The sequence below is a fragment of the Megasphaera sueciensis genome, assembly GCF_050219315.1.
In the GTDB taxonomy this organism is placed as follows: domain Bacteria; phylum Bacillota; class Negativicutes; order Veillonellales; family Megasphaeraceae; genus Megasphaera_A; species Megasphaera_A sueciensis.
Map to the genome: position 1 here is coordinate 2,457,580 of NZ_CP116939.1, position 21,268 is coordinate 2,478,847.

Consider the following 21,268-nt stretch of genomic DNA (forward strand, 5'->3'; position numbering starts at 1 on the left):
ATTCTTCATTTTTAAAAGGCCGTATCATCCATTAGACTTGTTTCACCGAATCGTGTAACTAAATCTTTTCGCTTCATTTTCCATTTTGGAGATGCTAAACTATAGGATTCATCATAGTTAGGGGATTGGATATTCAATATGCCGCAGACAAGTTCGTATATTAGATCATTCGTAAAAAAGGCATTTTGACTGTGTTTTAATGTACGAACTACATCCGGGTTGCGTTGTTCATATTGATCGGACACGTAACAAAACATGGGAATGCGCAGAACCGTAAAGCCTGTCGGATCTGGTTGACGACGTACCATGGGGTCTGAACCGTGGTCGGAAAAATATACCATAGCATCTAAGTGTAAATTGTCATGAGCATATTGATAAATTTGAGATAATATCCAATCTGTATATAGCACTGTATTGTCAAAATCAGCCTGTTCATTTAAAGTTCCATCATCAAATTTATGGAAGGATTGTGGATACCGATTGCGGTATTCTATATGACTTCCCATTAAATGTAGTACAATGAAGTTATTTTCGTTCGGATTCACTTGTTTTAAAAAGTCCAGCAATGATTCATCATAGCGTGATTCTTTATTATCTTGATCTGTCCATCTTGCTACGTCGGCAGTGTTTGCAACCAGCGTAATCGGTGTATCGGCAATTCCTATAGAACCCTGGTTGCTGAACCAATAGGTTTTATAACCTAGTTTTTTTGCTATATCAATAATAGAAGTAGATTGATTAAATTGTTTAGTATTATAAAAATTCGATTCCGTCAATGCATGTTCTAATACCGGGACGGTATACCAAGCACAGCTATAAACATTGGTAAAAAGAGTAAAATTGGGATTTGATTTTTCTCCTGTGAGCCAAGGGGTGTTTTGTACATGTTTTGGATCATAGGCATTCATCAATGTACGTGTTTCTGATTCGCCGATTACGACAATTACTGTATTAGGACTATGTGCAGGATTTTTTTGAACAACTTGCAAAGCGTTATATTTTTTGGCATGATTTGTAGCATATAATGAAGACTGCTGCAGATAATCGTGCGTATCTAAAAACAATCGAATCGGAAAACTTTCTGGTACGATGCTTTCCGCCATGACATAGGCGGAAGGAATGATAATCAGCAAAGCGAATATGGGAACACTTAATTTCCCCCAGTTATTTTTTGGGATGGGAAGTGTTTTTGTTTCAACGACAAAAAATGTGGTTAAACAGATAAACAGTATAACGATAATCCCCACGACGTGAAAAATTCCCAATGAATGGAGGTATTCCCCTGTTTCTGAAATATTTGTCTGATATATGATTAACGCACCAGAGGTCGTGATGCATGAATGATACAATGCATAATAGATCCACTGTACTATGGGGATAATCAACTCCATTATTTGCAGTATAGATGTAACAAGAGCCGCGGTCTTGTCATTGATGAAGCGGCGAAATAGCATGTATATACACAATGTTAGGCCAAATAAATAGAGCCCGATATAAATGTCATACATATTGTTTAGATAAATGATGCCGCTGGCGGCAAACGTTGCATATGATACATAAGGGCCGGTAATGATCCATGATAACGCTATAAATATTCCGGGAAGTAAGGATACGACACGAAGAGCACGTCGGTATAATATAACGGGAAGTACGGCAGCAGCAGCGGCCGCCGCTAATCCTACCGCATCATAACGCAGATTGTCATCACCTAGTCCAATAGAAGTTGCATAATACCAGGCGAAGCACAAACTGAAGACAATGACAAATAAAAGCGCACTGGTTACTGTCCTGCGAAATAATATAGTATGTTTCATATGGCCCTCCAACGATTCATTAATATTTTTTATATTCTATGGTTGTGGTATAAAAGATGCTAGTTTTTCCAGATGAAGCGTCGTATAAAAGAACGCATGCCATTTCCATAGATAGCCGCATAATGTTGATAACAGCAAGCGGATGCGGAAGTGTGTAAAACTGTTATTTCCCTCAAATATGGCGACCCTGTTCAAGGCATATGGATCGTCTCCTGCGTGAAGACGTCCGGCATTGACGGTGAAAGCACCGGCATAACCAGCCGCTTTTGTTTCTCTTTCTACCATTGTATTATACTTGCCTTCGGGGTAAGCAATAAAATGGATCGAGTGTCCCAATTGTGTTTCTAACTGTTGCTTTGAAGTAGTAAGTTCCTGTCGAACGGTATTTTCGTCCAATTCTGATAACGGTCTGTGTGTAATTGTATGCGAGCCAAAAGCTATGTTGTCTTTATCCATTTTTTTTATTTGGGGCCAAGATAAATAGCCGGGTTTTCCGACAAGACTGGTTATGATGAAAATCGTTCCGGTCATATTATATTTTTTTAAAATGGGATATGCATCGGTATAATTATCTACATATCCATCATCAAAGGTAATCATGACGGGTTTGTCGGGTAAAGCGGTTCCTTTTGTTAAATAGTCATTTAATTGAGCAGTGGTGATGGTATGATATCCTTGATTTTTTAGATATTGCATTTGTTGAGAAAAATCATGTGGAGTCATAGTTAAGCAGGTATGAAATGTATTATCTACTTCATGATAATTTAAAATAGGTATTCCTGTTACTTCATAATGCTCTGATCCAAAATACCAATATGCCAGCATGATACCTACGAATGTAAACAGTGTGATTACCGCGAGTATCACTTTTGTTCCATAAGATGACAATGTATGCGTTTTCAGTTGTAGTCACTCCTTTATGCAGCATTAGTGTTTATAAAAGTGATGCAGCGGCGTTTCTTAACGAATTTAATTGTGAATATAAGTTCTTCCCCGGACATAAAGTGGAATTTAAATCGCGATGACCGAAAACAGTATGGTTGTTCGGATGCAATGAATATTTTTGGCAAAGGTATGCCGTCATAAGTCCGATCGATTTTAACTGAGCGTCTGTAGGATATGCCGTTTCAAAATCGCCGGTTAAACAAATTCCTACGGAAGTTTGATTATACCCATAACAATGAGCTCCAATAGCACCCATTGGTCGACCTTGTTCAATTGTACCATTTTTTCGGATAATAAAATGATATCCGATACCAGCCCATCCGTTTGCTAAATGCCATTGATGAATCTCAGATGCCGATACATCACGATTGGTACCGCCAACATGGTGAATCACGATAATATTTGTAATTTTACGTTGAACCAACGGTTGACAAAAGGTGAGATTTGTTTCTTTTATGATCGGGGATAGCATAGGGTGTGATGTTGAATATGCTTGTACAATTTTAGGGATGAATGTGGGTAAAATGCTTGCAGCTCCAATCGTTATAAAGGAACGGCGCAAAAATTCTCGGCGCCCGATTTTATTCATAATATTCCTCTTTCCTTGATAAAAATATAACAAACATTCTCAACTATCGTCGAGTATATCACTATATTTTAGAAAAGTCCAGACACCTATTTTAGAAAAAATGAGATAAATTATTGGAGAAAATTTATAAAAATATTAGATATATACTGATTACTTTCAATAAATGTTCATATGTTCACTTTATCTAATAGTGAGTTTACAATTTTTAAAATATATAAACGCTTCTCATTTGCATTAAGTTTTTATTCGTTATCTATGCAAGGTGTTTTAAGAAAATTGCAAATAAAAAAGTTTGTATTGTCATATTTTGTATCATAGGATAGATTATTTTATTTTCTGCATTACAAATAAAAGTGTAATATATTATTTTGTGTTTATAATTTATTTATTTATTTGCATTAAAAATTATAAATTTCATTGTATATTTAACTATTTAATTAAAACATATAATATATTGATTGACATTATGTAGAAAAAAATAGTTGAAAGACAAGAGGAGAGAATAAAAAAGAAAATCACATTGATTATAGTGATGACATGGTGTTATGTAAGAATATTTATTTTTCTTCATATCATTTTTTTTCACGTGTTGCTGCAGGAAATACTGCAAACATATTATAAAAATATAAATGTATTGGATTTTGTTGTACAGCCGGTTCACGCATGGGTACCCGATAATCCGCAGAGTAAACTAATTCTGAATTTCGAAGCATATATATACTTCCTGCGAACAAATGGTTTTTCTGCTCCTATAAATTATTTATCGCGCGGCTATATTGGCGGTTCATAATCTGGTAAGGAATAAGAATTTGGTCAAATTTGTCGTATTTATATGATGATATAATTATTATTAAGATTTTTGATCATCAAATGTAGTATACAAGGTAAGATATATATTTGCAGATAATATAAAGTATATTCTATACGATACTATCTTGAGTTGTTTAAATAAAGAAACGCATGTGTTAATATTGTTAATTTAAATAAAATAATGTAAAAAACATATTTATTTTATTTATTTCATGACAAATAAGAAAAAAATTTGACAAATATACAACCATAGCTTATTATATGTGATATAAGTTAATATAGGTAAAGATGCCTCTGCATATACGACGTGCAGAGGCTTTTTATATTAATTTAGTATTATATTTAATTTAATGAATAGAGGGGGAGAATAAAACAAATATCTAGCGGATATATATAAATAGTTGATTTTTGAAAGGTTTGTATGAAGCGTTTTGATATTTGTACTTTGGGGGGGCGGCATTATGGGAGTATTAAACTGGATACGTAGAAGAAAAGCATTTATATTAGGGGTTTCTCTGCTGGCGGGAGCAGTAATAATTAGTGGGTGTGGTAGTAAAGACGACAGCGGCAAAAGTAAAAGTGATACGTTATATATTGGTATGACTAATGCGCCGGATTCGCTTAATCCACTATTTAATCCGGGGATTGCAGGACAATTTTCTATTCGCTTTATGTATGACTCGCTCTTGGGAATGCCGGAACCCAACAAATTTGGGTTTGTCAAGTTAAGTGTGTAAGTTTTTTTAGGTATCATAAAAGAAGATGCGTTACCAGTGATTGCTGGCTTTAAAATTTCTCGTATTTCAGGATACGAGCTTGCAGCTTATCATCCATAGCCAACTGGTTTCTGACCATCGCCCAGTTCTGGATATGATGCCCTTCCCACTTGGCATAGAGTTCCTTTACCCTGAGATAGAGAACCTTGAAGACAGATTCCTCGCTGGAGAACGAGCCCTTCTTGGTGACTTTTCGGAAGCTGGAATTCACGCTCTCTATCGCATTGGTGGTATACATCACCTTCCTTACGGCACTGCCATAGTTGAATAGTTGCTGGACATGCTGCCAGTTCCGCTTCCATGTTTCTACCGCACCGGGGTACTGGCTCCAGGCCTGCTTGAACCGCTCGAATTCGGCCTCAGCACTCTTCAGGTTCACGGCTCCATAGACCTTCCTGAGCTGGGTCGTGTAGGCCTTGTAATCCTTGGATGGGATGTACTTGATGGAGTTGCGGATCAGATGGACGATGCAGCGCTGCACGACCACCTGGGGGAAGATGGACTTTGCTCCCTCTTCCAAACCGGAGACACCATCCATGCAGATGAATCCGACATCTTCAACGCCACGGGCCTTCAGCTCATCGAATATCTGCATCCAGTTATGTTTGCCCTCCGTCTCGTTCATCCAAAGGCCCAGGACATCCTTCGAGCCATTGATGTCATAGCCGAGGATGACGTAGACAGCGTGGTTCTTGGTCTCATAATCCTTGCGTACAGAGACGTACAGGCAGTCTACGAACAAGAAGGGGTAGAAGGGGTTCAGAGGACGTGTCTGCCAATGCTGGACTTCGTCCATCACTCGGTCTGTGATGTTCGAGATGCTCTCTGCGGACAGCTCGAATCCATAGATGTCATCAATCGTCTTGGCAATATCCCGCTGGCTCATGCCGCGTGCATACATGGCCAGTACCTTGCTCTCGATCCCTGTGACATCCTTGGTGCGTTTGGGGACTACCTGGGGCTCGAAGGTAGATTCGCGGTCCCGTGGGACGCGGATGGGGACCTCGCCGACCGAAGTCTGGATGGTTTTCTCCGTATAGCCATTCCGACGGTTGGAGGTTTCCTTCTTGCTATGATCATTGGAGCTATACCCGAGATGGTTATCTATCTCGCCCTGCAGCATAGCTTCGAAGATAGGACCGAACACGTCCTTCAGCGCTATCTGCATGTCTTCCTGCGTCTTCGGCTGGTATTGTTCCATGATGAGCTTGGCGATTGCCTGGCCTTTCTCACTCGGGTTTCTACGTTTCTTCATCAGTGCTGTACTCAATTCCTTTCAACCTGCTTTCTGATAGTGTACCGCACCTCGACAAAAAAATGAAGTGCGTAAGTTAGTAAATTGGTTACCGGTAACTTACACACTTCATTTTACACTCCCACAAATTTACTCCGGAACTGGCAGAAAGTATTGAAACACAAGATAATCAGAATTATACGATAAAACTTAATCCAAAGGCAAAGTGGACGGATGGACAGCCGATTACAGCGGAAGATGTCATGTATACCTTCAATTTGATTGCTAATCCTAAAGTGGAAACGACCAAAGGGATGTATATCAATATGTTAGAAGGAGTAAATGATCAGGGAAAACTAACAAGTGGAGATAAAATTCCGGATTTAGTGGTAAAAGATGAACATACTATAACATTTAAGACTAAAACACCGGTAGACCCTGAGTACGTTAAAGGCTTTTTAGGGTTCAAGGTCTTCATTATACCAAAACATGTATTTGAAAAATTAGACCCCGCCTCTATTGCTAATTCTGAAGCGGCTACTAAACCTACCGTTACCAGCGGACCGTTTAAATTTGTGACGTACGTTACAAATGATCATGTAGAATACACAGCGAATAAAGAATATTATAAAGGAGCGCCTAAGCTGAATAAAATATTTATCCGCATTATGAATGGTACCAACTTGGTAACTGAACTTAAGTCTGGAAATATTCAGATGACAGCAGGTGATGGGATTGGTGTAATTCCGGTTAAGGATTTAGATATGTTGAAAAAAGACAGTAAACTCGACATATCAACAGCTCCTGCATTAGGGGGACAGTATTTGGAAGTTAACAATAGCAATCCGGCTTTTAATGTAAAATTCCGGCGTGCTGTTACAATGGCAATTAATCGGCAGCAGATTGTAGATCAACTTTTCAAAGGTGCTGCAAGATTGGCTCCTACTGTGTATACATTGCCGTGTCCGGCATATGACAAAAATGTGGAAATGTTACCCTATGATGTAGCTAAAGCAAAACAGGAATTAGCTGAATCAGGATTTGATACATCTCAGGAATTGACTTTGCAGGTACCTATTGGAAATGTACTTCGTGAACAATCGGCTGATTTAATTCAACAAGATCTGAAGGCTATTGGATTGAATGTTAAACAGCAAAAATTGGATTTTCCAACAACACTGGGAAATGCAAAAAAAGGTGATTATCAATTATTGCTTTTAGGATATGGTATGACGGTAGATCCGGATTATGGTTCTTACTTTATTCCCGGAGGAAGTAATAATTATCCGCACACAGATGATCCGAAACTTACAGATATGTTTTTAAAAGCAGCGGCCATGACTTCTGCTGATCAACGCAAAGCTGCATATTCAGAAATTCAGAAATATATGAGAGATAATCAATTTATCGTATCTTTATATGTGCCGGATGATATTATTACAAAAACAAAAAATTTAAAAGGCGGTATTAAAGAGTTTTGGGAAGGTTCTTTGGATGATCTGAATGAATGGCATTTTGAATAATGGTGGTATATGATAAACACCATGAATGCGGTGGGAAAGTATTTATATACTGATTTATTCATGATATAAAAATAAAGCGGTGTTTGCTAATTGTCGCTTCATGGAAACAGCATATATACTATTCAAGTGCAAGGTTTTTAAGCGTAATGGCTGTAAAACCTTGCATTTGATATATTTAAATGCAGGGGAATGTATGGAATATATTGTTATTCTACAGAGGGGGGATGCAGTAATGGAGATAACAGAATTGGTTAAAGTGTTGGAAGGATATGTGCGCGATTTAAGACGGGAATTTCATCAATATCCGGAACTTAGTTATGAAGAAATAGAAACGACAAAACGTATTGCAGCTGAATTGGAGACAATGGGGATTCCTTATGAGATACACCCAGAAAAAAACACCGGATTGATTGCTATAATTCATGGAGCTCATGAGGGCAACGCAGTGGCTTTGCGGGCTGATATCGATGCATTAAACGTAACGGAAATTAATGATGTGGATTTCAAATCAAGGCATGAAGGAAAGATGCATGCCTGCGGACATGACAGCCATATCGCGATGTTGTTGGGGGCCGCGCGTATGTTGCTAGCTATGAAAGAGGATATTTACGGAACCGTATATCTGATTTTCCAACCGGCAGAAGAATTAGGCAGTGGAGCTTCCTATATGATGCGTTTTGGTAACTGGTATGATGAAATAGGAGCTATTTTTGGTGCTCACGCATGGATTGATACGCCGGCGGGGAAAATTTCTGTAAAAGAAGGAGCAAATTTAGCAGCAGGAGATCAATTTACAATCAGGGTTCATGGAAAATCAGGACATGCCTCCCAACCACAGCAGACGGTAGATGCCGTTGTAGTATCGGCGGCTATTGTAATGAATCTGCAGTCCATCGTATCCCGGCATTATAGTGCGACAGAGCCTGTTGTACTGACCATTGGAATGCTGCATAGCGGTGATCGTTTCAATATTATTGCGGGAGAAGCGGTAATGGAGGGGACAACTCGCTTTTTTGATCCCGCGATAGGAGCAGATTTAAAAAGTACAATGGAGCGGATTATTATGGATACGGCACATGCCTATGGAGCGACGGCAGAGTTAGAATATAAAGAGATGGTTTTGCCGACTATTAATGATAAAGAATGCACGGCAATCATGTCGCAGGCAGTTGTTGATGTATTAGGGAAAGATGCGTTATTTGATATATCTGAAACAATGGGAGGAGAGGATTTTGCTTATTATTTAAAACATAAACCTGGATGTTTTGCATTTGTGGGTATTTATAATCCGGCAGTAGGTGCAGTTCATTCACATCATAGCAATAATTTTACAATGGATGATTCTGTTTTATCTGGCGGTTCCGGCGTATATGCACAAAGTGCGATTAATTGGCTGAAGTTACATCGCAAAAAAAATACATGATCTATAGTATGAATCCATACGGGCTGATAACAGATTAGTTATCAGCCCGTATGGATTCATACTATAGATGTATATGTTTTTATAGTTTAGGTAATTCAGTAACTCCGGCCACAGGACAATCATATATGCCATTGTTTTTCTGCATAAATTCCTCTTTGGCTTGTTTGATTTTATCGGGATCTTCTATCATTTTGACACAAGAAAGAGCAATTACTTTGGCGGCTGTTACCATTCCTTTTAATCCAATCGAAGAATTTGCTTGTCCGGCTTTCAGCCAGGAGTGGCCAGGTGTTTCAAGGGCTTCGGTAGCAATGTTGAGGTGCACCGTAGGAGCAATATAGCCAACATCACCGGCATCGGTGGAGCCAAATTCCATTATTATATGATTTTTGTCATATTTTTCAATTTGCGTATCCAGCGGATTTTGTAATTTTTCTGCTAATTTATCTCGGCCATAGCGTTGGATGATAGTTTCTCGTTCTTTCTCTTTTGATTGGTCATTAAACGCATCTGTGAAGTCTTTAGCCAGTGCAAAATCTTGTTCATCCCAAAGCGGTCCTCCTATTTCATGAAGCGCTTTGTCTGCCGTTTCGGCAAGAACGTTATTTGGTATATATTCTGAATATCCGGATTCTGTGTGATAGGTTACGGTTGTACCGCTCATAAGAGCTGCCCCTTCAGCAATTTGGTCGACTCGCTTTATGATGTCCTTTACTTGTCGTAAATAGGGGGCACGAATCACATATCGTACGGCGGCATGATCCTGAACTACATTAGGAGCTCGGCCGCCAACATCTAAATACGCATAGTGTATTCGTGCTTCCATAATGATATGTTCACGGAGATAATTTGCACCTACTCCCATTAATTCACAGGAATCGAGGGCGCTTCGGCCTAAATGGGGGGCACCGCCGGCATGAGCAGTTATGCCTTTGAATTCATAAATACGGCTTATATTCGCGTTCATATGTACGGCACCAATACGGTTGAAAGAAGAGGGATGCCAAGTATAAAAAAAGTCTACTCCGTCAAACACACCGTCTCGAGCCATAAATGCTTTGCCACTTAAATTTTCTTCTGCAGGAGTACCAAAATATATAATGGTCCCCGCTTGCTTTGTACTTTCCAAGTATTCTTTTAAGGCAACGGCACCTGCCATAGCTCCGGTACCTAATAGATTATGGCCGCAGCCATGTCCGGCACCGCCTTCGTGTAAAGGTGTCTTAACTGGACATCCGGCTTTTTGGCTTAAACCGGGCAATGCATCATATTCTCCTAATATACCGATTACAGGATTACCGCTGCCCCATACGCCTTTAAAAGCCGTAGGAATACCTGCCAGCTTCTTGGTGATGGCAAAACCTTCTTCTTCCAACGCCTTACATAAGATTTCGGAAGATTGATATTCTTCATATCCTAATTCTGCCAATTCCCATATAGTTTGGCTAAGAGAAATAAACTTATCTTTTTTTTGTTCTACAAGCTGTTCGATTTTCTGCTTTGGATCCATGGGTAATTCCTCCGTTTCACTGTAGCGTAATTGATTGAGATAATGATATTATTGGTTTTTTATGTTGTATTTTTTCAGAAATGTTTTGAAAAAATTAATTCCTGATGGCAGTGCATCACAAGGAATTTTTTCATTTATTTCATGGGCTTGCCCCCATCTGTTATCGCGGAGAAATCCACCAAAGCGAAATAGATTGTCACATACATCGGCATAAAATCGCGCATCTGTACCACCGGTCATTAAAGATGGAACAATGATGGTCTGTTTGCCATACATATCTTTTAATACAGAAGATAACAGTCCATATGTACCATTTTCGTCTACGTCTGGTGCGGGGACGGGATCTGTGTCATACATACTGTGTACCGTAAGATTTGCGGGGATATGACTGCGTATATATGATAATACGGATTCAACTGTATCACCCTGCAATAATCTGCAATTTATAACTGCTTCAGCCTGAGAGGGGAGAACATTGGCCTGTTGGCTTCCGGAAGCCATTGTTGCAACCATTGTTGTGTGTAATATAGCATCTAGTTTTTTATCCGATTCAGCGAGTTTTTTAAGTTCCTTCCAATGTTCTTCAGGAGAAGCGAAGATACTTTTTTCTGGTTCTGATACATAGAGGGACATTGCAGAAAGTTGTTTGCGTGTTAATGGCGTCAAGCGATATGGAAACGGATTGTCTTCAATACCTATAATTCCGCGGGCTATTTTCCCTAAAGAGGATCCTTGACCGGGTGTAGAAGAGTGACCTCCGCTGCATTCATAATATAATTTGTAATTATTAAATCCTTTTTCCGCTAAGCTGATATTTGCAATATAACCATCATATCCTTTTTCTTTTCCTGCTGTTATCATACCGCCTTCATCGAGCAGACATTCAAAATGTACTCCTCGACGGGCTAATTCTGCTGCTGTTAATACTGCTCCTTTATGGGCGTTGTCCGCTCCCACCTCTTCATTATGGCCGTAACTTAAATATATATCATACGCAGGAGAAAATCCTTCAGCCAGCAAGGCTTCTACAGCTTCTAATTCTGCAAACATGATATGCTTGCAGTCTGTTGTTCCGCGTCCCCATATACAGGCATCTGCAATTTCGGCGGAAAATGGCGGGTAGTGCCATAATGAAGGATCTCCGGCAGAGGTAACATCTTGGTGTCCCATAAGTAAGACGGGAGGTAGCGTAGGATGTGATGATTTCCAATGGAATAATAAGCTTGCATTTCCTATTTTTTCTTTTTTTGTATAAGAGTGTACTAAGGGATAGTTTTTTTCTAAATATTCATGAAATTGAGAAAAAGGAGTAAAATCAGTAGCCTCATCATTGGTAGTGGATATAGTAGGAAATTTTATAAATTCTTGAAAACGGCTTACATAATCGGCATGTATTTCCTTCATTGGGACATCTCCTCATAATAAATTCCATATCGTAATATAGTGAGTCACGTTGATAAGAAAAGACAGATATGCAAATTTATAAAAATAAAGCAACGATACCTTATTTAGCACCGTTGCTTTTGTTCATTATTACACTAAATTTTTTGTTCGTCAAGCCTATATTATATATAATAATTTTAATAATTTAAGTATTTTGACCATGGTATAAAAAGAATCCGCCTGTACTTTATAGCCATCTCTTCTAACCGGCATGTATTAAAAGAGACATTGTGTGATATAATAAGACCAATTACATAAAAATCATCAGATATGTTTATTATGCAACGTATACTATATATTGCTAAAAATAAACAAAGGTTGGCTGGAATAATACAGTGTAAAAACTATAATCTGGTAAATTGAAAAGAGGAGGCAGGGGGAAAAATGAATATCCAATTGGGTATCGTTATTTTGTATGTGTGTATTCTCGTCGCTATCAGTATATATGTACGGCGGCGAACAATGAACAGTATGGGATTCTTGTTTGCGGGAAGAGGCTTGACGACACCGATGGTTGCTGCTAATATTACTGCAACTGCGGTGGGGGCAGCCTCAACAATTGGCGTTGCGGAAAATGCCTTTACCTATGGTATATCAGCAGGCTTGTATAATGTAGCTTGGGCGGCGGGAGCAGTAGCAATGGCATTTGTAGCGGCAGGCAAATATCGAAAGATGGAATGTACGACAATTCCGGAATTTTTTGAACGATTTTACGACAAAAAAGGTCGGGCAATTGCTGTTTTAGGTATGATTACAGTACAGCTCGTTATTACGTCTTTGCAGTATATTGCTGGCGGAGCTATTTTATCGAGCTTGCTGCCGCAGTTTTTTACTTTTGAACAAGGCATGATTGTCAGTGCTGTTGTTTTCATTGGGACGACGCTTATCGGCGGATTGTGGTTTTCCGGTATTTCTAATATTCTGAGTGTGACTTTAATTTATTTTGGTGTTTTGATTAGCACGTATTCTATTATTCAGCAGCAAGGCAGCTGGAACCAGTTTGTACTATCGCTTCCTGTGGGAGTGGCATGGTTCGATCCTATTGCACCTCTGGGACTGGCAACAGTGATTGGTTGGTTTGTTGTTATGATTACACAGACGTTGACGGCACAAGGTCCGGTACAGATTGCATGTGCTGCAGCGGATGCAAAAACGGCGAAACATGGTTTTATGTGGGGGGCATTGCTGATGCTTCCTATTGGATTTCTTTGTGCCATTATGGGAATGGCAGCCCGTGTATCTCATCCAGATCTAAACGCAACACTGGCATTGCCTAATATGATTATGGGTCTTGACCCTATCGTATCTGGTATTACGCTAGCTGCGTTATGGGCTGCTGATATTGGTACTTGCAGCCATATCCTTTTGGCGGCGGGGACGTTGTTCAGTCAAGATATTTATAAACGATTTTTTGATCCAAAAATATCCGATCACAAATATACAATTATCAATCGTTGGGCAATCTTAATTTTAGGAATAGGTACATTGTGGATGGCGTTCAATGCCAGTGGAATTGTAAAAACGATGTTAATTGGGCTATCCTTGACTACTGCGTTTACGGTAGTATTTTTAGGTACGATTTTTATACCTCGGTTATGTCGAAAAAATACAGCTTTTTATACTACTTTAATGGGCATTATAACTTTGTTTGTTTGGGAATTTGTTCCCTCTACGCATGTTGTTGCACACCCTATTTATATGGAATGGATAGTTTGTGTTATAACTTTTTTAATGGTAAGTGTTTTGGATAAAGAAACAATTAAACACCCAGTGATAAAAGAAAATTATTAGTGTTATGATACAGCATTACTGTATTTTTTAATTTTTAATAAATAAATTATATAACTAAAACATCCCCTTGAAACATAGATAGTGTATCCTGTGTTTCAGGGGGATGTTTTAGTTATACAACCGCTACTTACCAGGCAGCGACAACTCCGTCTGCTCTCGGTTCTGTTCCTCCCATTAATACACCTTCTTCATTGCGCCAAATAATTTGACCACGTCCATATGCGTTCAGATCAGGATTGATAATGATATCGTGTCCCTTTTCTCTCAATACTGTAATGATGTTATCCGGGAAACCTGGCTCCATTTCTATTTGCTTTCCGCCTATCCATTGCCAGCGAGGGGCATCTAAAGCACTCTGGGGATTCATATGAAAATCAATTGTGTTCATAATAACTTGCATGTGTCCTTGCGGTTGCATAAAACCACCCATGACACCAAACGGACCTATAGCAGATCCGTTTTTCGTTAAAAATCCAGGAATAATAGTGTGATATGGTTTTTTTAATGGCATGATACAGTTATCATTATTTTCGTCCATGCTAAAATTATTGCCTCTGTCGTTTAGCGCGATACCATATCCAGGAATGACAATTCCTGATCCAAACCCTTTAAAATTACTTTGTATAAAGGAGACCATATTACCTTCTCCATCGGCGGTACATAAGTAAATAGTACCACCGCAGTCAGGATCGCTGGGAGTTGGCATAATTGCGGTTTCCCCGATTAAACTTCGCCTATGAGAAGCATAGTTTTCTGATAGCCAGTATGCCATGTCGGTTTTCATGAAACGCGCATCGGCAATATATTTTTTCCCATCAATAAAAGCTAATTTCATGGATTCTATTTGATGGTGGAGTGAGTCTGCCGTATTATGACGATTAAATGTATATCCAGAAACAATGTTTAATGCCATAAGTGCAACTAATCCGTGCCCATTGGGTGGAATTTCCCAGACATCATAACCACGGTAATTCGTATGAATAGGCGTTACCCATTCAGGTTTATATGCAACAAGGTCTTCCTTTCGTATATAGCCTCCTGTTTTTTGGGAAAAAGCATCAATGGCATCGGCTATTTCACCATGATAAAAATCGGTACAGTTGCTCTCAGCAAGGAGTTGTAATGTTTTGGCATGGTCTTTTAATGTAATAATTTCTCCGATTTGAGGAGCATGATTCCCCTGTGGGAAAAAAGTTTGAAATAAGCCGGAAAATTCTTTTTTGCCGTAAAATGGTGCAAAAGTAGTGGCAGCTTTAGTCCACATTTGAGATAGAGTGGGGGTTGCAGCATATCCCTCGCGGGCATATTGGATAGTAGGTTCAAATAATTTTTTAAAGGAAAGACGACCAAAACGCCGATGTAATTCTGCCCATGCGGCCGGTGCTCCCGGAATTGTAACAGGAATCCAACCACGATCGGGGATTTTTGTCACACCGCGTTTGTTCAATACACTGCGAGATATTCCGGATGGAGCATACCCACTGCCATTTAATCCATACAGAGAATTGTTCATCCATACCAACGCAAACATGTCACTGCCTAAACCGTTGCTGGTAGGTTCTAAAACGGTCATGGCAATGCCAGTAGCTATAGCAGCATCTACGGCATTGCCGCCTTGACGGAGAATGTCTAATCCTATTTGAGCGGCAGTTGATTGCGAGGTACATACCATTCCTTTTTTCCCTAATATGATTTCTCTGCGTGATGGATATGCGTAATTTGTGATGTCGAGATCTAATTTCATATATTTTCCTCCTGGTGTGGCTTTATTTTTTGTTTATGTAGTGACAGGCTACCCAATGGTCATTACCTATATGTTGAAAAGAGGGGATTTGTTTTTTACAGATTTCTTGGCATAAAGGACATTGTGTATGAAAAACGCACCCTGTCGGGGGATGAGACGCATTGGGAATGCCCTGCAATGCCGGACTGACGGGTCGTCTTCTTCGCTTTTTTACACTGGGTACGGCAGCGAGAAGTCGGCGTGTATATGGGTGAAGCGGCATAGAGAAAAGATCATTGGTTTTGGCATATTCCATCATTTTTCCTAAATAGACAACACCTATCTGTGTGCTGATATGACGAATAACAGGAAGTGAATGAGAGATAAAAATATAAGTTAATCCGTATGTAACTTGTAAATCTTGCATTAAATTTAAAATTTGTGCTTGAATAGATACATCAAGGGCGGACACGGCTTCATCGGCTACAATAAGATCGGGATGTGTAACTAAGGCTCGGGCAATCGCGATACGCTGCCGTTGCCCGCCAGAAAATTCGTGTGGATATGAGTAATAATGACTTTCATCTAAACCGACAATCTTTAGCAAATTTACTATTTTTTCTTTTCGTATTGATGGTGTTCGTTCACCATGTATATATAATGGTTCTTCGAGAATACGACCTACCGTCATTTGCGGATTTAAGGAAGCATAAGGGTTTTGGAAAATAATTTGTATATACCGTCTATATGAACGCATTTTTGCCGGAGAAAGTTTTACTATGTCAATTCCTCTGAAGAGGATTTCTCCTGATGTTGGTTCTAATAAACGCAGTATGCAGCGGCCCATTGTTGATTTCCCGCAACCAGATTCTCCAACGATTCCCAATGTTTCTCCACGATTTAAAGAAAATGATAAATCATCAACAGCTTTGACTGTACCTACTGTTTTTTTTACTATGCTGCCTTTTTTTATAGGAAAATATTTTTTTAGATGCTTTACTTCTAATATGGGGACATTTTCAGTCATATAGATTCATCCTCTCTTATATATTTTAAACAGCGGACTTGTCGATTTTGGACAGATAGTACAGGAACCGTTTTTGTATGACAGATATCCATACAAACAGGACAACGATCGGCAAAGCGGCATCCGGAAGTAATGGTTCCCGGTAAAGGGACATTTCCCCGTATGCAGTGCAGTCTTTTTCCTGTATTGTTTTCCGGAATGGCAGCAATCAACCACTGCGTGTAAGGATGAAGTGGATGATCTAAAATACTATCAATATCAGCAGTTTCTACGATTTGACCAGCATACATGACACATACCCGCTGGCACATTTGGGCAACAACTCCTAAATCATGTGTGATTAAAATTACTCCCATTCTTTTTTTCTCTTGAATTATCTGCAGTAAATCTAAAATTTGTTCTTGAACAGTTACATCCAGTGCCGTTGTTGGTTCATCAGCAATCAATAATTGTGGATTGCATAATAAAGCCATAGCAATCATTATACGTTGCTGCATGCCGCCGGAAAGTTCGTGCGGGTAATTTTTGAGAATACTTTTTGCACGTGGAATATGCACAAGGTTTAACATTTTCAAAATTTGTTTATCTGCTTCAGCGTGAGAGCAGTTTATATGGAGTTGCAGCCCTTCACGAAGCTGTTTTCCTATCGAATACACCGGGTTCAATGAAGTCATAGGATCCTGAAAAATCATAGAGATAGTATTTCCTCTGATTTTCTGCATTTCCGGTTCCGATAATGTTGAGAGGGAAGTTCCGCCAAACAGAATCTCTCCCTTAGTGATTTGTGCAATATATCGTGGCAGAATACGCATAATAGCAAGAGCTGTAGTGCTTTTTCCACATCCTGATTCACCGACTAATCCCAATGTTTCCCCTTCTGATACCTGAAAATTAACACCATCCACAGCGGGAATAACTTGTCCGTCAGACATAAATTCTACATGTAAATCTTTTACTTGAATAATAGGGTTTGCCATGAGTCTCTCCTCCTTAGTGCCGAATTTTCGAATCAATTGCACGGCGTAGTCCATCACCGAATAAATTAAATCCAAGTACGACTGCGGATATAGAAATTCCTGGCCAAAAAGCCATCCAGGGTTGTACACTTAAAAAACCTTGTGCTGTGCGCAGCATAGAACCCCAACTAGGTTGTTCAGGACTGGCTCCGATGCCGATATATGATAAACCGGCTTCGGCAATAATGGCAGTGGCCATGGATAATGTTGTTTGTACCAATAAAATGGGAATTACATTAGGTAAAATGTGAACAAAAACAATACGCATGTTTGTACATCCAATTGATTTAGCTGCTTGAATATATTCTAAATTTCGAATACTAATGACCTGAGAACGAGTAATACGAATAAAATTAGGTAAAAATCCAATGCCGATGGCCAACATTGCATTGGCAAAGCCTCCACCCAACATTGCGGCTAATGCCAATGCCAAAATCAGAGAAGGAAAAGCTTGGAAGGCATCAACGATGCGCATAATGACCCATTGATCCATGATACCACCTTTAAATCCGGCATACAGTCCAATGGGAACTCCGATAAGCAACGCAAAAAATACGGGAAGGACAGCCGCTGCTAATGTAAAACGAGAACCGTATATTAGACGTGATAAAATATCCCGTCCTAATTCATCACTGCCCAGTAGATACTGTGATGTGCCCGGATCTATCAGTATTGCAGAATAATTTTGCTGGAATACAGGATTTGCCGGAGCAAGAAAATTAGCAAAAGCAGCGATAAATAGCAGAATAAAAATAATGCATGTACCGAGCATTGCTTGTTTATCGTGTAGGAAGCGATAAAAGATTACATGAACCATAGATTGTCTATGGGTCTGATTATTTGTCATTTTGGCCACCTTCTTTTTCGTTTTTAATACGTGGATCGATGTATGTATATAATGCATCTACTGCAATATTGATGAAAATGACAAGCAGGGCTGTAACTAAAACGGTGCCTTGGACAGTTGTATAATCACGGCGAAATACAGAATCAATCATTAATTTACCAAATCCTGGAATTGAAAAAATAGTTTCTGTAATAACTAGTCCGCCTATTAAGCCAGCAATGAGCAAACCACTGGTAGTAACTACAGGAATGAGTGCATTTCGCAGGGATTGTCCCATTAAAACGGACCTTTCCGAAAGACCTTTTGCTATAGCTGTACGAATATAATCGGCATTCAGTATATCAAGCATACTACTGCGTACGATCCTCATTAAAACTGCTGATTGACGAAAACCAGTAGCGACCATAGGCATAATCATGGAAGCTAAATTTCCAGCCGGATCCTGAGAAAAAGGAACATATCCGGAAGCTGGGAGAATTCCTATTTTTACGGAAAAAAATATAATCATCATCATTCCTAACCAAAAGTGGGGAATGGACATACCAATCATGGATATTGATGTGCAAATATGATCAATCCAAGTTCCTGGACGGGCTGCCGATATAATTCCTGTAGGTAAAGCAATAAGCAATGCCACGATAAAAGAGCCTGTGATTAATTCCAACGTAGCGGGTAATCGCTGGGAAATTAATTGTAGGACCGGGGTATTATCTACCATAGAATTTCCAAAATTACCGTGGATTATATCCCAAATCCAATCAAAATATTGCATTATAATAGGTTTATTCATTCCTAATTTTTCATTTAAAGCTGCTATTGCTTCCGGTGATGCTTCATTTCCTAATATCGTTGTTGCAGGATCACCAGGCAACATATGAAGCATAGAAAACACCATGATACTAACTAAAATGAATACAGGAATGAATGAGACTATTTTAAAAATAAGTTGCCGCATATATATCCCCCTCGTTTTTATCTGTAAAATTTATTTAATTTCCTTCTTTATATATGTTTACTGGTTTTATCATGCCGTCAGGACTTGGTATATACCCCTTAACATTACGCCGCATTCCATATAAATTGTGTGCATGATATAAAAAAATGTAAGGAACATCTCGATCAAGATATGTGTCCATTTGGTGATATAATTGTTTTCTCTGTGTTATATTCTGAGATGCTCTCGCTGCTTCCAAAGCTGCATCAACATGAGAATTACTGTAAGACGCATAATTATTAGACGCTCCTGAATATAACCACGAATAAATATTTTGATCGGGGTCGATACGGCCGCTCCATTGGATGACGATAGCTTCGTAATGTCCTCGTTTTCCTTTGGCTAATAAAGTGCCAAAGTCAACTTTTTGTATTTTCATGTCAATACCGCCGTCATGCATCATTTTTTGAAGCATTTGGGCCATTGTTTGGTTAATCGGATTCGTGTCAGTACAAAGTGTAAATGAGAAACCATGGTCTTTTCCTGCTGCTTTAAGTAATTCTTTTGCTTTTTCTATATTTGGTTTCTGCGGAGTATCTAACGTATCATAGGCAAAATTCATTTCGGGAAATGCTGTTCTGCCAGGTGTTCCGACACCAGATAGGGCTACATTGACAATTGCTTTTCGATCAATGAGAAGGTCTATGGCTTTGCGAGTACGTACATCGGAAAATGCTTCACTTTTGGTGTTTAGGAAAAAACCGTTAAAACCCAAAGCCGGCTCATCGGAGGCAGTAATTATAGGGTCATTTTTATAGTCATTGATTTGGTTAAAAGGTAAATAGTCAGAAAAATCGATTTGACCACTTTTTAAATTAACTAAAGCAACATTGGGATCATCAATAATTTTATAAATAATTTTTTTTGCCTTAGGCATGTGAACATGATTCCAATAGTGGGGATTTTGTGTTAATGTGACACTATCGCCTTTTAATCGGTTTTTAAACAAAAATGGACCAGTTCCTATGGGATGATTCATAAAATCCTTACCATATTTTTTTACGGCAGCCGGTGATCTCATCATGCCTGCTCTATCGGTTAAAACAGATAAAAATGGAGAGAACGGTTTTTTTAATATTATCTTTACTGTATTTGCATCAATAGTTTCTACATCAGATACAAATGATAATTCACTTTTTCTGCTGGAAGATTTTTTTAAAGATTCTTTGATGTTAAAAACGACGGCATCTGCATTAAATGGAGTATCATCGTGGAATACGATTCCTTTATGTAGATGAAATATGTACACTAAACCATCAGAACTTATATCCCAAGAATCAGCCAACATAGGCTTGATGTTCCCCTTTTCATCAAGTGTGACCAATGTATCGAAAATTCCTTGAAATATTTGCCTATCTACGGCAGCTGTAGAAAAACAAGGATCTAGATTAGGCGGATCCTGATGCAATGCAATTTTTAAAGTGCCATCCCATTGACCTTGCCCCATTTCTTTATTGCCGCAGCCTGTAAGCATTAGACAACATACCATCACTATAATGGTTACAATATAAAAATTTTTTCTCATATCTATCCCCTCGTATAATATATTTTGTAAGCAAGATTTCCGCTTTGCTTACAAGGTAAAACTTCTTATCTCTCTTCCTGTGAGGTTCTTGCTCCGTTCCACACTGCGGTATACTGCTTGAATCCGAAGGCCATTAAAAACTACAAGCAATCGTTTATTGACCTCGGCAAGAACGACTATGTCGATGCGTTTGTCATCGCCTGCATCCGGCCCAAAGCGCTCACACGCGAAAAGGCTTACAAAAGACCTCATCCTTCACCCTGCTCTCGACCTATGAA

16 protein-coding genes are annotated in these 21,268 nt (G+C 39.0%); 4 read left to right on the forward strand and 12 right to left on the reverse strand.

All coding sequences use genetic code 11. From position 1 onward, the window contains the following. Positions 1–11: 11 nt before the first annotated feature. The 3 genes from NXG62_RS11840 to NXG62_RS11850 form a co-directional block, all read right to left on the reverse strand. Positions 12–1,814 carry a sulfatase-like hydrolase/transferase gene (locus tag NXG62_RS11840; RefSeq protein WP_427112623.1) on the reverse strand — a complete coding sequence of 601 codons (1,803 nt, stop codon included), beginning with the start codon at positions 1,812–1,814 and terminating at the stop codon, positions 12–14. A gap of 36 nt (positions 1,815–1,850) precedes the next feature. Continuing rightward, the gene (locus tag NXG62_RS11845; RefSeq protein WP_427112624.1) at positions 1,851–2,639 is read right to left on the reverse strand and encodes a polysaccharide deacetylase family protein; all 789 of its coding nucleotides are present in this window, start codon (positions 2,637–2,639) and stop codon (positions 1,851–1,853) included. Between the two features lie 109 nt (positions 2,640–2,748). Further along, positions 2,749–3,348 carry an N-acetylmuramoyl-L-alanine amidase gene (locus tag NXG62_RS11850; protein WP_427112625.1) on the reverse strand — a complete coding sequence of 200 codons (600 nt, stop codon included), beginning with the start codon at positions 3,346–3,348 and terminating at the stop codon, positions 2,749–2,751. A 1,271-nt stretch (positions 3,349–4,619) separates the two neighbouring features. On the opposite strand from NXG62_RS11850, the gene NXG62_RS11855 reads away from it, so the two are divergent. Then, positions 4,620–4,895 (forward strand): hypothetical protein, encoded by a 276-nt coding sequence (locus NXG62_RS11855; RefSeq protein WP_427112626.1) that lies wholly within the window; start codon positions 4,620–4,622, stop codon positions 4,893–4,895. A gap of 49 nt (positions 4,896–4,944) precedes the next feature. Here the strand turns inward: NXG62_RS11855 and NXG62_RS11860 are convergent, their stop codons facing one another. Next, positions 4,945–6,189: an IS256 family transposase gene (locus NXG62_RS11860; RefSeq protein WP_083615847.1), complete on the reverse strand. Its 1,245-nt coding sequence runs from the start codon at positions 6,187–6,189 to the stop codon at positions 4,945–4,947. A gap of 110 nt (positions 6,190–6,299) precedes the next feature. Between NXG62_RS11860 and NXG62_RS11865 the strand changes: the two genes are divergently transcribed. Both NXG62_RS11865 and NXG62_RS11870 read left to right on the forward strand, forming a co-directional pair. Continuing rightward, on the forward strand, positions 6,300–7,691 hold the full coding sequence (locus tag NXG62_RS11865; protein ID WP_427114283.1) for an ABC transporter substrate-binding protein: 1,392 nt from the start codon (positions 6,300–6,302) through the stop codon (positions 7,689–7,691). Between the two features lie 232 nt (positions 7,692–7,923). Further along, positions 7,924–9,114 carry a M20 metallopeptidase family protein gene (locus NXG62_RS11870; RefSeq protein ID WP_427112627.1) on the forward strand — a complete coding sequence of 397 codons (1,191 nt, stop codon included), beginning with the start codon at positions 7,924–7,926 and terminating at the stop codon, positions 9,112–9,114. A gap of 79 nt (positions 9,115–9,193) precedes the next feature. Here NXG62_RS11870 and NXG62_RS11875 read toward each other — a convergent pair whose 3' ends face one another. Further along, positions 9,194–10,624: an amidohydrolase gene (locus NXG62_RS11875; protein WP_427112629.1), complete on the reverse strand. Its 1,431-nt coding sequence runs from the start codon at positions 10,622–10,624 to the stop codon at positions 9,194–9,196. A 48-nt stretch (positions 10,625–10,672) separates the two neighbouring features. Then, on the reverse strand, positions 10,673–12,028 hold the full coding sequence (locus tag NXG62_RS11880; protein WP_427112630.1) for a M20/M25/M40 family metallo-hydrolase: 1,356 nt from the start codon (positions 12,026–12,028) through the stop codon (positions 10,673–10,675). Positions 12,029–12,451: 423 nt separating this feature from the next. On the opposite strand from NXG62_RS11880, the gene NXG62_RS11885 reads away from it, so the two are divergent. Next, the gene (locus NXG62_RS11885; RefSeq protein ID WP_427112631.1) at positions 12,452–13,858 is read left to right on the forward strand and encodes a sodium:solute symporter family protein; all 1,407 of its coding nucleotides are present in this window, start codon (positions 12,452–12,454) and stop codon (positions 13,856–13,858) included. 127 nt (positions 13,859–13,985) lie between these two features. Here the strand turns inward: NXG62_RS11885 and NXG62_RS11890 are convergent, their stop codons facing one another. From NXG62_RS11890 to NXG62_RS11915, 6 genes are read right to left on the reverse strand one after another with little or no spacing between them, the layout of a single operon-like run. Beyond that, positions 13,986–15,602, reverse strand: a complete 1,617-nt coding sequence (locus tag NXG62_RS11890; RefSeq protein WP_427112632.1) for a gamma-glutamyltransferase family protein — start codon at positions 15,600–15,602, stop codon at positions 13,986–13,988. A 22-nt stretch (positions 15,603–15,624) separates the two neighbouring features. After that, positions 15,625–16,608 carry an ABC transporter ATP-binding protein gene (locus tag NXG62_RS11895; RefSeq protein WP_427112633.1) on the reverse strand — a complete coding sequence of 328 codons (984 nt, stop codon included), beginning with the start codon at positions 16,606–16,608 and terminating at the stop codon, positions 15,625–15,627. Next, positions 16,605–17,585, reverse strand: a complete 981-nt coding sequence (locus tag NXG62_RS11900; protein WP_427112635.1) for an ABC transporter ATP-binding protein — start codon at positions 17,583–17,585, stop codon at positions 16,605–16,607. Before NXG62_RS11900 ends, NXG62_RS11895 begins: the two co-directional genes overlap by 4 nt. Before the next feature lie 13 nt (positions 17,586–17,598). Continuing rightward, positions 17,599–18,471: an ABC transporter permease gene (locus NXG62_RS11905; protein WP_427112636.1), complete on the reverse strand. Its 873-nt coding sequence runs from the start codon at positions 18,469–18,471 to the stop codon at positions 17,599–17,601. Further along, complete coding sequence (locus tag NXG62_RS11910; RefSeq protein ID WP_427112637.1) at positions 18,461–19,426, reverse strand: ABC transporter permease; 966 nt, start codon at positions 19,424–19,426, stop codon at positions 18,461–18,463. Before NXG62_RS11910 ends, NXG62_RS11905 begins: the two co-directional genes overlap by 11 nt. 34 nt (positions 19,427–19,460) lie before the next feature. Continuing rightward, a complete protein-coding gene (locus NXG62_RS11915) occupies positions 19,461–20,990 on the reverse strand; it encodes an ABC transporter substrate-binding protein (protein ID WP_427112639.1) in 1,530 nt (509 codons plus the stop codon). Between the last annotated feature and the right edge of the window lie 278 nt (positions 20,991–21,268).

Excerpts from the sequence above, each read along its gene's own strand:
- NXG62_RS11840 (WP_427112623.1), bottom strand. The coding sequence starts at position 1,814 with ATGAAACATACTATATTATTTCGCAGGACAGTAACCAGTGCGCTTTTA.
- NXG62_RS11845 (WP_427112624.1), bottom strand. The coding sequence starts at position 2,639 with ATGCTGGCATATTGGTATTTTGGATCAGAGCATTATGAAGTAACAGGA.
- NXG62_RS11850 (WP_427112625.1), bottom strand. The coding sequence starts at position 3,348 with ATGAATAAAATCGGGCGCCGAGAATTTTTGCGCCGTTCCTTTATAACG.
- NXG62_RS11855 (WP_427112626.1), top strand. The coding sequence starts at position 4,620 with ATGGGAGTATTAAACTGGATACGTAGAAGAAAAGCATTTATATTAGGG.
- NXG62_RS11860 (WP_083615847.1), bottom strand. The coding sequence starts at position 6,189 with ATGAAGAAACGTAGAAACCCGAGTGAGAAAGGCCAGGCAATCGCCAAG.
- NXG62_RS11870 (WP_427112627.1), top strand. The coding sequence starts at position 7,924 with ATGGAGATAACAGAATTGGTTAAAGTGTTGGAAGGATATGTGCGCGAT.
- NXG62_RS11875 (WP_427112629.1), bottom strand. The coding sequence starts at position 10,624 with ATGGATCCAAAGCAGAAAATCGAACAGCTTGTAGAACAAAAAAAAGAT.
- NXG62_RS11880 (WP_427112630.1), bottom strand. The coding sequence starts at position 12,028 with ATGAAGGAAATACATGCCGATTATGTAAGCCGTTTTCAAGAATTTATA.
- NXG62_RS11885 (WP_427112631.1), top strand. The coding sequence starts at position 12,452 with ATGAATATCCAATTGGGTATCGTTATTTTGTATGTGTGTATTCTCGTC.
- NXG62_RS11890 (WP_427112632.1), bottom strand. The coding sequence starts at position 15,602 with ATGAAATTAGATCTCGACATCACAAATTACGCATATCCATCACGCAGA.
- NXG62_RS11895 (WP_427112633.1), bottom strand. The coding sequence starts at position 16,608 with ATGACTGAAAATGTCCCCATATTAGAAGTAAAGCATCTAAAAAAATAT.
- NXG62_RS11900 (WP_427112635.1), bottom strand. The coding sequence starts at position 17,585 with ATGGCAAACCCTATTATTCAAGTAAAAGATTTACATGTAGAATTTATG.
- NXG62_RS11905 (WP_427112636.1), bottom strand. The coding sequence starts at position 18,471 with ATGACAAATAATCAGACCCATAGACAATCTATGGTTCATGTAATCTTT.
- NXG62_RS11910 (WP_427112637.1), bottom strand. The coding sequence starts at position 19,426 with ATGCGGCAACTTATTTTTAAAATAGTCTCATTCATTCCTGTATTCATT.
- NXG62_RS11915 (WP_427112639.1), bottom strand. The coding sequence starts at position 20,990 with ATGAGAAAAAATTTTTATATTGTAACCATTATAGTGATGGTATGTTGT.